Source organism: Streptomyces sp. NPDC059037 (assembly GCF_042740015.1).
In the GTDB taxonomy this organism is placed as follows: Bacteria; Actinomycetota; Actinomycetes; order Streptomycetales; family Streptomycetaceae; genus Streptomyces.
Genome location: NZ_JBHYIG010000034.1, coordinates 34666 through 46041, shown reverse-complemented (window position 1 = coordinate 46041; position 11376 = coordinate 34666). Strand labels below are relative to the sequence as shown.

The 11376-nt window shown below is 71.5% G+C and carries 15 protein-coding genes; 8 read left to right on the top strand and 7 right to left on the bottom strand.

Annotated features, from left to right (window positions below):
* Positions 1-551 (top strand): SDR family NAD(P)-dependent oxidoreductase (locus tag ACFWY6_RS10515; protein ID WP_384687806.1); only part of this gene is annotated, 551 nt, incomplete at its 5' end.
* Here the strand turns inward: ACFWY6_RS10515 and ACFWY6_RS10510 are convergent.
* Positions 548-1669, bottom strand: coding sequence for a hypothetical protein (locus ACFWY6_RS10510; RefSeq protein WP_384687805.1), 1122 nt, complete (start codon positions 1667-1669; stop codon positions 548-550). The two genes, ACFWY6_RS10515 and ACFWY6_RS10510, sit on opposite strands and share 4 nt — an antisense overlap.
* Positions 1670-1803: 134 nt before the next feature.
* Between ACFWY6_RS10510 and ACFWY6_RS10505 the strand changes: the two genes are divergently transcribed.
* Together ACFWY6_RS10505 and ACFWY6_RS10500 are read left to right on the top strand one after the other, a co-directional pair.
* Positions 1804-2220 carry a winged helix-turn-helix transcriptional regulator gene (locus ACFWY6_RS10505; protein ID WP_384687804.1) on the top strand — a complete coding sequence of 139 codons (417 nt, stop codon included), beginning with the start codon at positions 1804-1806 and terminating at the stop codon, positions 2218-2220.
* A gap of 37 nt (positions 2221-2257) precedes the next feature.
* Positions 2258-3100: an aldo/keto reductase gene (locus ACFWY6_RS10500; RefSeq protein WP_384687803.1), complete on the top strand. Its 843-nt coding sequence runs from the start codon at positions 2258-2260 to the stop codon at positions 3098-3100.
* 4 nt (positions 3101-3104) lie between these two features.
* Here ACFWY6_RS10500 and ACFWY6_RS10495 read toward each other — a convergent pair whose 3' ends face one another.
* Both ACFWY6_RS10495 and ACFWY6_RS10490 read right to left on the bottom strand, forming a co-directional pair.
* Positions 3105-3689 carry a GNAT family N-acetyltransferase gene (locus tag ACFWY6_RS10495; protein WP_384687802.1) on the bottom strand — a complete coding sequence of 195 codons (585 nt, stop codon included), beginning with the start codon at positions 3687-3689 and terminating at the stop codon, positions 3105-3107.
* 187 nt (positions 3690-3876) lie between these two features.
* A complete protein-coding gene (locus ACFWY6_RS10490; protein ID WP_384687801.1) occupies positions 3877-4344 on the bottom strand; it encodes a hypothetical protein in 468 nt (155 codons plus the stop codon).
* Between the two features lie 121 nt (positions 4345-4465).
* Here ACFWY6_RS10490 and ACFWY6_RS10485 point away from each other — a divergent pair, with 121 nt between their 5' ends.
* Positions 4466-5950, top strand: coding sequence for an alpha/beta hydrolase (locus tag ACFWY6_RS10485; RefSeq protein WP_384687800.1), 1485 nt, complete (start codon positions 4466-4468; stop codon positions 5948-5950).
* A gap of 24 nt (positions 5951-5974) precedes the next feature.
* Here ACFWY6_RS10485 and ACFWY6_RS10480 read toward each other — a convergent pair whose 3' ends face one another.
* The gene (locus tag ACFWY6_RS10480; RefSeq protein ID WP_384687799.1) at positions 5975-6610 is read right to left on the bottom strand and encodes an SRPBCC family protein; all 636 of its coding nucleotides are present in this window, start codon (positions 6608-6610) and stop codon (positions 5975-5977) included.
* Between the two features lie 145 nt (positions 6611-6755).
* On the opposite strand from ACFWY6_RS10480, the gene ACFWY6_RS10475 reads away from it, so the two are divergent.
* On the top strand, positions 6756-7409 hold the full coding sequence (locus ACFWY6_RS10475; RefSeq protein ID WP_384687798.1) for a TetR/AcrR family transcriptional regulator: 654 nt from the start codon (positions 6756-6758) through the stop codon (positions 7407-7409).
* Between the two features lie 51 nt (positions 7410-7460).
* Here the strand turns inward: ACFWY6_RS10475 and ACFWY6_RS10470 are convergent, their stop codons facing one another.
* Together ACFWY6_RS10470 and ACFWY6_RS10465 are read right to left on the bottom strand one after the other, a co-directional pair.
* Complete coding sequence (locus ACFWY6_RS10470; RefSeq protein WP_384687797.1) at positions 7461-8081, bottom strand: phosphotransferase; 621 nt, start codon at positions 8079-8081, stop codon at positions 7461-7463.
* Positions 8082-8117: 36 nt separating this feature from the next.
* A complete protein-coding gene (locus ACFWY6_RS10465) occupies positions 8118-8279 on the bottom strand; it encodes a hypothetical protein (protein ID WP_384687796.1) in 162 nt (53 codons plus the stop codon).
* A gap of 212 nt (positions 8280-8491) precedes the next feature.
* Between ACFWY6_RS10465 and ACFWY6_RS10460 the strand changes: the two genes are divergently transcribed.
* Positions 8492-9682 carry a damage-control phosphatase ARMT1 family protein gene (locus ACFWY6_RS10460; protein ID WP_384687795.1) on the top strand — a complete coding sequence of 397 codons (1191 nt, stop codon included), beginning with the start codon at positions 8492-8494 and terminating at the stop codon, positions 9680-9682.
* A 16-nt stretch (positions 9683-9698) separates the two neighbouring features.
* On the opposite strand, the gene ACFWY6_RS10455 is transcribed toward ACFWY6_RS10460, so the two are convergent.
* Positions 9699-10034, bottom strand: a complete 336-nt coding sequence (locus ACFWY6_RS10455; RefSeq protein ID WP_266873781.1) for a helix-turn-helix transcriptional regulator — start codon at positions 10032-10034, stop codon at positions 9699-9701.
* Between the two features lie 161 nt (positions 10035-10195).
* Between ACFWY6_RS10455 and ACFWY6_RS10450 the strand changes: the two genes are divergently transcribed.
* Complete coding sequence (locus ACFWY6_RS10450; RefSeq protein WP_384687794.1) at positions 10196-10498, top strand: putative quinol monooxygenase; 303 nt, start codon at positions 10196-10198, stop codon at positions 10496-10498.
* A 238-nt stretch (positions 10499-10736) separates the two neighbouring features.
* Positions 10737-11246 carry a GNAT family N-acetyltransferase gene (locus ACFWY6_RS10445; RefSeq protein WP_384687808.1) on the top strand — a complete coding sequence of 170 codons (510 nt, stop codon included), beginning with the start codon at positions 10737-10739 and terminating at the stop codon, positions 11244-11246.
* The last annotated feature ends 130 nt before the right edge of the window (positions 11247-11376 follow it).

Here is an 11376-nt window from a genome sequence, read left to right as displayed (position 1 = left end):
GTGTCGGCTACATCTCCGACGAGGACTCGCACGCGGTGCTGCGCATCCACCTCACCGGGCCATTCCAGCTGCTGCGGGCCGCGCTGCCGCTCTTTCTCGAAGCGCGGGGCTCGGTGGTCCCCGTCGCCTCGGTCGCCGCGCTGCGCAACGGCGTGGCCAACGCGGCGTACGCGACGTCCAAGGCGGCGCTGCTCCAGCTGTGCCGGTCGCTCGCCGTCGACTACGGCAGGGACGGCCTGCGCGCCAACACCGTCTGCCCCAGCTGGGTGCGCACCGAGATGGCCGACCGGCGGATGACCCGGTTCGCCGAGGAGGCCGGGCTCGGGGACGGCGGCGCCGACGCCGCGTACGACGAGGCGACGCGGCTGGTCCCTGCGGGCCGCCCCGGGCAGCCGGAGGAGGTCGCCGAGGCGATCACCTGGCTGCTCTCGCCCGCGGCCTCCTTCGTCAACGGTGCGACGCTCACCGTCGACGGAGGCGTGACGGCCGTCGATCCCGGAACGGCCGCGTTCGACTTCAGCATCGCGCCGCGCGGCGGGGGCGCGGGCTAGGCGTAGCGCTCGATGCGGAGTTGGGCCGGTGGGTAGGGCGATGAGGAGGTCGTGCCCACCGACCAGTAGCCGCCGTCAGGGCCGGGGATCCGGGTCAGCGCCTCCGGCATGAAGGTGGTGGCGGTCTCCGGGCCCCGCTCGCTGACCCAGGCCGTGCCGTCCCACCGCAGATAGTGGGCGCGCTTCTGGTCCCAGAAGTCCCAGCCGGCGATCCGGTCGGGCCTGCCGTCGGCGTCCCCCACGATTCCGCTCAACAGGCCGACGCCGAACGGGGCCTTGACGTCGGTCCACTGCGCGCCGTCCCAGTGCTGCAGCGTGACGCCGGGCGGTTTGCCGGGCGGTCCGCCCACGCCGTACGCGAAACCGGTCAGCCAGATGTCGTCGTGCGTGACCGGCAGCAGACCGCTCACGGAGGCGCGGATCCCGAGCTGACGTGGCACCACCGTCCAGGCGTCGTCCCACCGGGCGATGATGTCGCCGAAGACCCAGACATCGCCGCCGGGCGTGACATGGACACCGGTCGGTGTGGGCGCGGCCTCGTCCGGCAGCGGACTGCACCAGCGCCATGTCCGGCCGTCGCCGTGCAGCAGCCCGGCGCGGTCGCCGTGCCGCCCCGACACCCAGAAGTCGCCTTCGGTGCCGGACGCGACGTCCGTGAGCCGTGTCCCCGGCTCGCCCCGGCCGGGGAACTCCGTCTCCCGCCAGGTCGTGCCGTCCCAGGCGAGGAGCTGGTCGTGTCCCGCCGTGTCGGTGCCGTGCGCCCAGGCCGCGCCGCCGGGCGGGCCCGCGGCGACCGCGCGCAGACCGCCGCTGTACGTCAGGTGGGAGAGATCGGTGGGCGACCAGGCGGAGCCGTCCCAGCTGAGGGCGATCGGCGTGCCGAGGGTGCCGCCGTTGCGGCCCTGCTCGCCCACGGCCCAGGCCGCCGCGGGCCCCGCGGCGGCGACCGCGGCGAGATGGGCGGCCGCCTGCCCGGCCGGGGCGGGCACCTCCTGCCAGGAACCGGCGGCTGACGGTCCGGCGGATGTCCGTCCCGTGGCGGCGCCGGCTGACGGCAGGGGCACGGCCAACCCGGCGCCGGCGGCGGCAAGTCCACGGACGAATGCGCGTCTTCGCATGAAGAGTCCTTCCTCGGATGGGTGCCTGGTCACCCTGAACCGGGCGCCGTGCGGTGTCTATGCACGCGTATGCGTAATTCGGGGCGTCGGTAGGGTGGGCGGCTTGAGGAAGGTGACTTCCCTGAGGGGGACTTATGAGTGCCAGCTCGAATCGGTCGACGCGGACGAAGATCGCTCCGGTGAGTGTGCAGGTCTGTCCCGTCGGCCCCGTCGTCGACATCGTCTTCAGCCGCTGGGCCACGCCGATCCTCTGGACGCTCAACGAGTACGGCCGCCAGCGCTTCGTCGAGCTGGAGCGGGGCATCGAGGGGATCACCCCCAAGGTCCTTACGCAGCGGCTGCGGCAGCTGGAGCGCGACGGCCTCGTCGTCCGCACCTACTACCCCGAAGTGCCGCCGCGCGCGGAGTACGAGATCAGCGAACTGGGGCGCAGCCTCGGCCCGTTGTTCGCCACGCTCGCCGAGTGGTCCACCGCCAACCTGGACCGGATCGAGCAGGCCCGCATCGACTACGACGAGCCCGCGGAACGGCCGTCGGCCCAACACCCTTGATAACGTCGGGCGTTCACTGAGGGGTGGACACAGAAACATGACAGTAGCCAGCGGCACCTTCCGCATCGGCGGCGAAATCGGCGTACGGCGGCTGGGGTTCGGGGCGATGCGGCTGCCCAACGAGCACGGGGCGCCCCGGGAAGCCTCGATCGCGGTGCTCCGGCGCGCCGTCGAGCTGGGCGTCACGCTGATCGATACGGCGTTCATGTACGGATGGGGCGCCAACGAGGAGCTTCTGGCCGAGGCCCTGTATCCGTACCCGGAAGACGTGCTCATCGCGACCAAGGTCGCCATCGAGCAGTCGGCTCCCGGCGCGGAGGCGCAGATCAACGGGCGGCCGGAGTTCCTCAGGGACCAGGTCGAGCAGGCCCTGCGCCGGCTGCGGACCGAGCGGATCGAGCTGCTCCAGATGCACCGGCTCGACCCGAAGGTCCCGCTCGCCGATCAGCTCGGCGTGCTCCGGGAGCTCCAGGACGACGGCAAGATCGGCCATATCGGCCTGTCCGAGGTGACCGTCGACGAGCTCGCGGAGGCGCGGCGGACCGTCGACGTCGCGAGCGTGCAGAACCGCTACAACCTGCTCGACCGCGAGCACGAGAGCGTGCTCGACGCCTGTGCCGCCGCGGGCATCGCCTTCCTGCCCTGGCGCCCGGTGCACCCCGCGGCATCGGCCGACACGGCCGAGATCGCCGCCGTCGCGGCCGAACTCGACGCCACGGCCGCGCAGATCGCTCTCGCCTGGCTGCTCGCGCGCTCACCGGTCGTGGTGCCGATCCCGGGCACCGCGTCGATCGCCCACCTGGAGGAGAACGTCGCCGCGGGAGGCCTCCGGCTCAGCGACGAGCAGTGGCGGCGGCTGGACGGCATCGGGGCGCGGTGAGCCGCTACGGCTGCTCGGCGGGGCGGTCGATCCGGTAGAGGTGGTGAGCGCGGTCGTCGACGGGATTGTCCGGCTCGAGATCGACGCCGGCGATGCGGCGCATGCCCGCCTTCTCCAGCGCACGCCAGGACGCGGTGTTGCCCACGTGCACCGGGACGAGCATCGCGGTCGCGTCGGGATGGTCGCTCCAGGTGGCCTCGATGACCGCCCGGAGCATGAGCGTGCCAAGGCCGCGGCCGGCCCGGCGGGGGTCACCGATGAGGTAGTCGATGGACACGGCCCCCGCCGGTACCTCGGCCTGGTCCACCAACTCGGCCAGATACTTGGGGTAGTCGGCGAGACGGCAGCGCTGTACGAGACCGAACGGCTCCCCGTCGAGCAGCATGAGCAGGTCCTCGGACGGCTCGTCCCCGCGGGCGGCGGGACCGAAGTCGCGCGCCACCGCATCGGGAGAGGTCTCGTGGTTCCACCACCGCGCGACGTGCGGCTGCAGCAGCCACTGCCGCAGCAGCGGGAAGTCACGCTCGGCGAGCCTGCGCCAGGTGATCTTCGGGGCGCCTTGTGGGGGCGGGGAGTCCGGGCCGGTCATGAGGCCGACGGTAGTGCCTCCAGGCCGTTGGAAGTACCGCACGTGCTCGCCCTGGCGGGATCTGCCGTCAGGCGGGCGATGCACCGGCGTTCGAGCCGCGATGAGAGGCATCCGTGTTCCGCGAAGCGGGCCGGGAAGGCCGAGGACCAGGCCGGATGCCGTCCTGGCGGACGAGTAGGGGTGACGATCAGCTGTCGTGGAAGAACAGCTCGAGATCCTCCATGGACCCCGGCCCGGTCAGGAAACCCTCGGCCTGGGCGATCTCCTTCTCCGGTGGCACCCGACGCTCTCGAAGAAGCTCCGTCATCCACTTCTCGCCCTGCCCGCCGATCGCATAGATGCCGGACAGCAGCTCGGCCATACCCGCAGGGTCCTTCGGACTGCGCCCGACGACGGGTTGGAGTTCCCACCCCCCGGCCCGGGCGGCAAGCCGGAGCACCCCGGCCCAATTGGCGATCCGCCCGATGCGTACGTGCCACGAGTCCTCGGTGAACGGCGCCGGCCGACCTCCGTGCAGGGCATTGGTCGCGGCCATGATGTCCGCCACCACCTGCCGCTCCACGGCATCACGAACCCAGCGCCCCTCCTGCGCTTCCTCAATGGCGGCCGCCCACCACTCCCATGCGCTGTCCAGCCGGGCCGTGAATGTATCCATGCCGACAGAATTCCACGCGGCCCAAGAGACACCTCCTAGGGGTACTACCGGGGCAAACCCTGACGCGTGACGGCCAGTCGGGAGGATGTGGCGCCGGTGGAGGGACGCAAAGCTGTTGCGCATGACGAAGTCAACGCGAAACGCCGCCCTGCTCGCCGCATCGGCCGCCGTCCTCAGCCTCACCGCGCCGCTGACCGCGACCGCCTCAACTGCCGCCGCCCATCCGTCTCTTGACTGGAGGAAATGTGCGGGGAGCGGCCTCGACCCCCGTCAGGAGTGCGCGACCGTCGAGGTCCCCATGGACTACTCCGACCCCGACGGCAGGAAGATCGACATCGCCGTCTCGCGGATCCCCAGCGAGAAGCCGGAGGCGCGCCGCGGAGCCCTGTTCCTGATCCCCGGCGGGCCCGGTGGATCGGGCATCGACAATCCCTCGGGCAAAGGGCAGAAGCTGCCGCAGGACGTGCGGGACGCGTACGACCTGATCGGCCTCGATCCCCGTGGGCTCGGCCGCTCCACCCCGGTCAGCTGCGGCTTCGAACACGGCGACCTCGCGACATCGAGACTGCGTCCCTGGCCGGGCGCCGACGGGTCCATCACGGAGAACATGACCGCCGCGCGGCGCATGTCGGACGCCTGCGAGCGCAACGGCGGCGATCTCATCCGGCACATCAGCACCGCCAATGAGGCCCGCGACCTCGACCGCATCCGGGCGGCGCTCGGCGAGCGGAAGATCTCCGCGTGGGGCGTCTCCTACGGAACGTACGTCGGAGCCGTCTACGGCCAGCTCTTCCCGCACCGCACGGACCGCGTCGTGCTCGACAGCAACGACGACCCCGATCACAGGCAGGTCTCCCGAGGCTGGGTCGCCGCGCACGAGGCCGGGGTCGAGGACACCTTCCCCGAGTTCGCCAAGTGGGCGGCGGTGCCCGGCAATCCGGACCGCCTGGCCCGGACGGCGGCCGAGGTGCGCCCCATGTTCCTGCGTCTTGCCGCGCAGCTCGACCGCGAGCCGATCCCCTGGCCCGGCGCCAACCCCGAGGAGCTCAACGGCAACGTACTGCGCCAGACCTTGCTCAGCGCGCTCTACGACCCCGACGACTTCCCCGACCTCGCCAAGCTGATCATCGCCGCACGCAAGGGCACCGTGCCGCCCGCGCCCCCGGCACCGCCCGAGGAGGTGCTGCAGAACGTCGTCTCGGTCGGCGCCGCGACCCTGTGCAACGACATCGAGTGGCCGAGGTCAACGGCCGCGTACCAGAAGGGAGTTGCGGAAAGCCGTGCCAAGTTCCCGCTGACTGCCGGGATGCCGCGCAACGCGATGCTGTGCGCGGCCTGGCCCTACCGGCCGAAGGAGGCGCCGGTCCGGATCACCGACACCGGCCCCTCCAACATCCTGCTCGTCCAGAACGAACGCGACCCGGCCACCCCGCTCGGCGGCGCCCTGAAACTCCGCGCCGCGCTCGGCGATCGCGCCACCATGGTGACCGTCGACTCCACCGGCCATGACGCCTACCTCGCCAACGGCAACGCGTGCGGCGACCGGACCGTCTCCCACTACCTGGCGACGGGGGAGCGACCGGGGCGGGACAAGTACTGCGACTAGAGCGGCAGTTGAGACCGGCGCGGTTCAGCGCTGCCGGTGACCGGTGCGGGCCTCGGCGGTGGTCTTCAAGTCGCCGAGCCAGCCTTCGAGACCCTGCCGGAGGATCTCGGTCGCGGCGGGGACGTCCGCCTCGACCTGGTCCCCGGTGTGGGTCTCTTCGGTGCGTACGAGGACACCGCCGTCGACCTTCGTGAAGGTCCATACGTGAACACCGTCGATGCGCAGTCCCTCGGCGATCCCGGGGCCGGTCCAGCGGATGCAGGAGCCGCGCTTGAGCTGCTCGACGGTCGAGGTGATGTCCAGACTGGTCGCGGGAGTCGCGGGGTTGGGCGGTATCGGGGTCGTCCACCGGAACGCCGAGCCCTTCCGCAGGGGGCCGTGATCGAGGCGTTCCACGGACGTGACCGGGGCCTGCCAGGACGGCCAGCGCTCCACATCGGTCTGCAGTTTCCAGATGGTGCTCAGCGGCGCGTGGATCACGGTCTCGGTCCGGTACCGGACGGCGGCATCGGGATCGACGCCCTCTCCGCGGCAGGTGAGCGAATTGCCGGGGTGCGGGGTGGCGCCGGCGGGCACGGCGGCGGTGCCGAGCACACCGGCGACGGCGAGCGGGACGGTGAACAGGGCGGCGCGGACGCTGGTGCTGCGGATCCGGGACATGGCGTTCTCCTCATCCGTGGTGTTACGGCTTCATGTGTTCGTTAGAAGTTGTAACTCCCCACGGGTCAGGCCGTCAACGGTTTGCGTGATAACCTCTAACGAAATCTTGAAGCTGTAGCCAAATGGGCGGGGAAGGTGGCAGACCATGGCGAAGACGGACGCGCAGACCCCGCGTGAGCGCTACCGCACCCAGGTGCGGGCCGAGGTCAAGGAACGCGCGTGGGAGCAGATCGCCGCGGCGGGGGCGTCCGCGCTCTCCCTCAACGCGATCGCCAAGCAGATGGGCATGAGCGGACCCGCCCTGTACCGCTACTTCGCCGGCCGCGACGAGCTGATCACCGAACTCATCCGGGACGCGTACCGAAGCCTCGCCGACACCGTCCACGCGGCCGCGGCGGACGGTGCCGACCTGGCCGGACTGGCACACGCCTTGCGGGACTGGGCACTTGAGGACCCCAACCGGTACTTCCTCATCTACGGCACCCCCGTCCCCGGCTATCACGCGCCCGAGGACATCACCGGCATCTCCTCCGAGATCATGGCCACCCTGCTCGACGCCTGCGCGGAGCTCGCCCCGGACGGCCCCGCGACGCCGTTCGGCACCCACCTGGAAGACCACAGGGACTGGGCCGGCGGCCACCCCGCACCGCCCGCGACCCTCCACCGGGCGCTGTCCTTCTGGACCCGGCTGCACGGCGTCCTGTCCCTGGAACTCGCGGGCCACTTCACCGGGATGGGCTTCGACCCCGCCCTGCTCTTCGCCGCCGAACTGGACGACCTGCTGGCGCAGCGCGCCTGACGTCACGCGCGGTACGACGTCCCCCCCACACCGGCGGGCGTGCGCCTCAGGTCAGGCCAGCAGCTCCGCCGTGTCGAGGTACGGCCTGCCGAGTTCCTCGGCGCCGAAGTCGATGACGTAGAGCCCGGTGGACACCCGCTCGAGGAAGCCCCACTCCCAGATCGCCGTCGCGGCCACCCCGCTGCGGGCCGCGAGCAGTGCGCAGTACGAACGGGCCAGGGCGGCGGCATCGCCTTCCAGCAACTCGGTGCACCGGTCGCGCAGCACCACCCCGAGGTCGTAGGCGGGGTCGGCGAGGAACCCGTCGGGGTCCACGAAGACGAAGCCCTGCTCCGAACCGGCCCGGGGAGCGAGGGTGCGCAGCGCGTTCCCCGCGTGCGGGTCGCCGTGGACGACGACGCAGCGGTCGAGGTCGAACGCGGCGGCCCTGCGCTCCGCGAACTCCAGCGCACGCGCCACGACACGCTCCGAACACGGCCGGCCAAGGCTCTCCCAGAGCCGCCCGACCAGCTCGCCGAGCGACCGCGCCTTCTCCGCGGTGGGATCGACCATCAGGCCCTCCGCGCGAGGCACACGCCAGGCCCGCCGCAGCAGGGCGCACAGCGCCTCCATCTGCTGCCGGGGCGGCAGCCCGAGCCGGGCCATCGGCGGCCCGAGGGCTTCCAGGGGCATCGCGTGACGTTCGACGTCGTGGGCGAGCAGCTCCGCCTACCCCTCTCCGTCCGCGAGCCGAAGGGTCCGCACCTGGCTCGCGAAGTCGCCCTCCGGCAGGGCGAGTTTGAGCACCGCGTCCCGGCCGTCATGGGTGCGCGCACGGGCCACGTACGAGGTCGTTCCCCCGGCCAGCGGAGGGCCACGCTGATCGACCACCGCCGCTCCAAGTCCGCCACGAGCGCGGGAAGCCGGCGGAGCCACGCCTCACCGGACCCTCCGAGGCTCATGGCCTTGCGGCGTACGGCGGGCTGTACCCCGACTGCGTACTCGCTCATGGCGCCGATTGTCCGCGCGGCGCCGCCCGCGTGAGACGTTGGGCGTCCGCGGCGCCGCGTCCGCGTACGACCGATGGGAAGGATCAGCGAGCCATGCCGGAACCAGTCGAGGCGCCCGTCATCCTGAGCAATGAACCGGGCTCCTTCGCGTGGCGCGTGCTCGCGGAGCGGCATCCGGCGCTGATCAAGAAGGTGCGGGACGCCTTTCCCTATGGGCCCGAGCAGCACCGCGCGCTGGACGCCCTCCTTGCGCAGGCGACGGACGGAGTCATCGAACCCCTCGGTCCCGGCGCGCATGACCGGGAGCTGTGGCAGGGGTGGGGGAGCGGCCACTTCGGCCGCTCGTGGTTCGATGTGCCCTTCCTCTGGGCGGAGAGCTACTTCTATCGCCAACTCCTCGAAGCAGTGGGGTACTTCGAGCCCGGCCCCTGGCAAGGGATCGATCCCTTCCGCCCGTTCAAGCAGGCGGAACTCCAGACCGTGGAGGCCGCGGAGGAACTCGCCGCGCTCGACCGGCCGGTGGACCCGGCGGCTCCCGACGCCGAGGACCAGGCCCTGCTCCTCGGCGCCTTGTGGGGCAATCGCGCCGATCTGGGGTTCCGCATCGGTGCGGAGGGCGACGCGGCCGATGCCGTCGACTCGGGGCTGGTGGCCGACCAGTCCGAGCTGCTGTGGTCCCTGCTGCCCGAAGGCGGCCGTGGCGCGCTGTGCCTGGTCGCGGACAACGCCGGGCGCGAGCTGCTGCCCGACCTCGTCCTCATCGACCACCTCCTGAACCGGCAGCGGATCAAGCGGGCCGTCCTGCACGTCAAGCCGTACCCGTACTACGTCTCCGACGCGACCACAGCCGACGTGATCGACTGTCTGCGCCACCTGACCGCTGCGCCCGGCGCCGCGTCCGAGGCCGGCAGGCGCCTGTGGGCGGCGATGGGCAGCGGCCGGCTCGCCGTCCGCGCCCACACCTTCTCCTGCGCGCCGCTGCCGTACGCGGACATGCCCGACGACCTGCGCCAGGAGTTCGCCGACGCCACCCTGACGCTGGTGAAGGGCGACCTGAACTACCGGCGCCTGGTCGGTGACCGGCTGTGGCCCGCGAGCACGCCGTTCGCGGAACCCACCGCGTACTTCCCCGGCCCGGTGGCCGCGCTGCGGACACTGAAGTCCGACGTGATCGTCGGCCTCGACGCGCGGACCGAGGCCGCGCTGACCGCCGAGCACGGCCAGGCATGGCGTACGAGCGGGACGCACGGCCTGATCCAGGTGCGAAGCCTCAAAGACGCTTGAGGCCGAGCCGTGCCGGCTACTCACCCCGGCCGGCAGCGTTCTCCCGCTCGGCCGCCACGATGGCGAGCAGCCCCGGAAACCGCTGCTCGACATCGGCCCTGCGCAGGGTGGCCATCCGGCTGTTGCCCCGTGACACCTGCTGGACCAGGCCTGCCTCGCGCAGCGCGCGGAAGTGGTGCGTGACCGTCGCCTTGGAGACCGGCAGTTCGAAGGAACTGCAAGTCCGCGCCGTGCCGTCGGGCGCGGCCGCCAGCTCGCGCACCACGCGGCGGCGCAACGGGTCCGCCAGCGCGGCGAGCACCGGGCCGAGCTCCATCTCCTCGACGGTCGGGTGACCTTCGTCGTCGGGCATCCGGGTTCCTTTCGATGGGCGCGGCCCCGCAGGTACGACTTGCATCGTACCTCTGGGGTCGCTAGCGTCCGACAGGTACGAATTTCGTCGTACCTAGCGCCGTCGACGTATCCATGTGCGCATCCATCGTCCATGTGCGTATCCATCGAGGAGAGACCTTCATGACTCAGCCGTTCACGCTCGTCGGCACCGCTCGCCCCAAGCCCGAACGCGCCGCGGAGCTGAAGCGGCTCCTGCTCTCGTTCGTCGAACCGACCCGGCAGGAGCCCGGCTGCCTGCAGTACCACTTCCACGAGGACCGCGACGAGCCGGGCGTCTTCGTCTTCTACGAGGCCTGGCGCTCCCAGGGCGATCTCGACGCGCACCTGGCCCTGCCCCACATGCGCGACTTCTGGGAGCGGCGGATGGAGTACCTGGAGTCCGACCTCGACATCCGCTACCTCACGATGCACAGCCCTTACTGACCGGCTGATATTGTGTTCGGCGTTCGTGTTCGACCGGATTGCCGAGGAAGTCGGGAGGTGGGGTTGATGACCGCGCTCAAGGCCACTGCCATGCGCGCCGCCCGGACCGCCCTCACGTCCCGGGTCGCGGCCTGACCTCAGCCGGATGTGCCCCGCCGGGAGCGTGAGCTCGCGGGGCGACACTCACACGAACCCACCATGAAACGGATTCGCATCCACCATGTTCACCATGCCCACCATGAGCGACGGCTGGATCACGCGCGCCGAGACCGGCGCTGACATCCCCGCCGTCCGCGACATCGTCCTCGCCGCGTTCGACACGTCCGCGGAGGCCGACCTCGTCGACGCGCTGCGCGCCGACTCGTCCTGGCTGGACGGCCTTTCCGTCGTCGCCACCGACCGGGACGGCAAGCCCGTCGGACACGCGCTGCTGACCCGCTGCCACATCGGCGACACCCCGGCCCTGTGCCTGGCCCCCGTCGCCGTGCTGCCCGAGTACCAGAAGACCGGTGCCGGGTCCGCGGCCATCCGCGCGGCGCTCCAGGCCGCCAAGGACCGGGGCGAGCGCTTCGTCACCGTCCTCGGGCACCCGGCGTACTACCCGAGGTTCGGCTTCTCCCGTGCCTCCGCCCACGGCATCGGCATCAGCATCGACGTCCCGGACGAGGCCATGATGGCCCTCGCCCTCGACGCCGCGCACCCGCTGCCCGGCGGCACCGTCCGCTACGCCGCACCGTTCGGCATCTAGCCCGATCCCGATCCCGATCCAGGGCCCGGGGGGGGGGGCGGGGGCGCGGGGGCCCCCCCCCCGCCCCGGGCTGCTTTCTGATAGTTATGTATTTTTAATTAAGCCCCCGGTCGGGAGCCCGACATATATA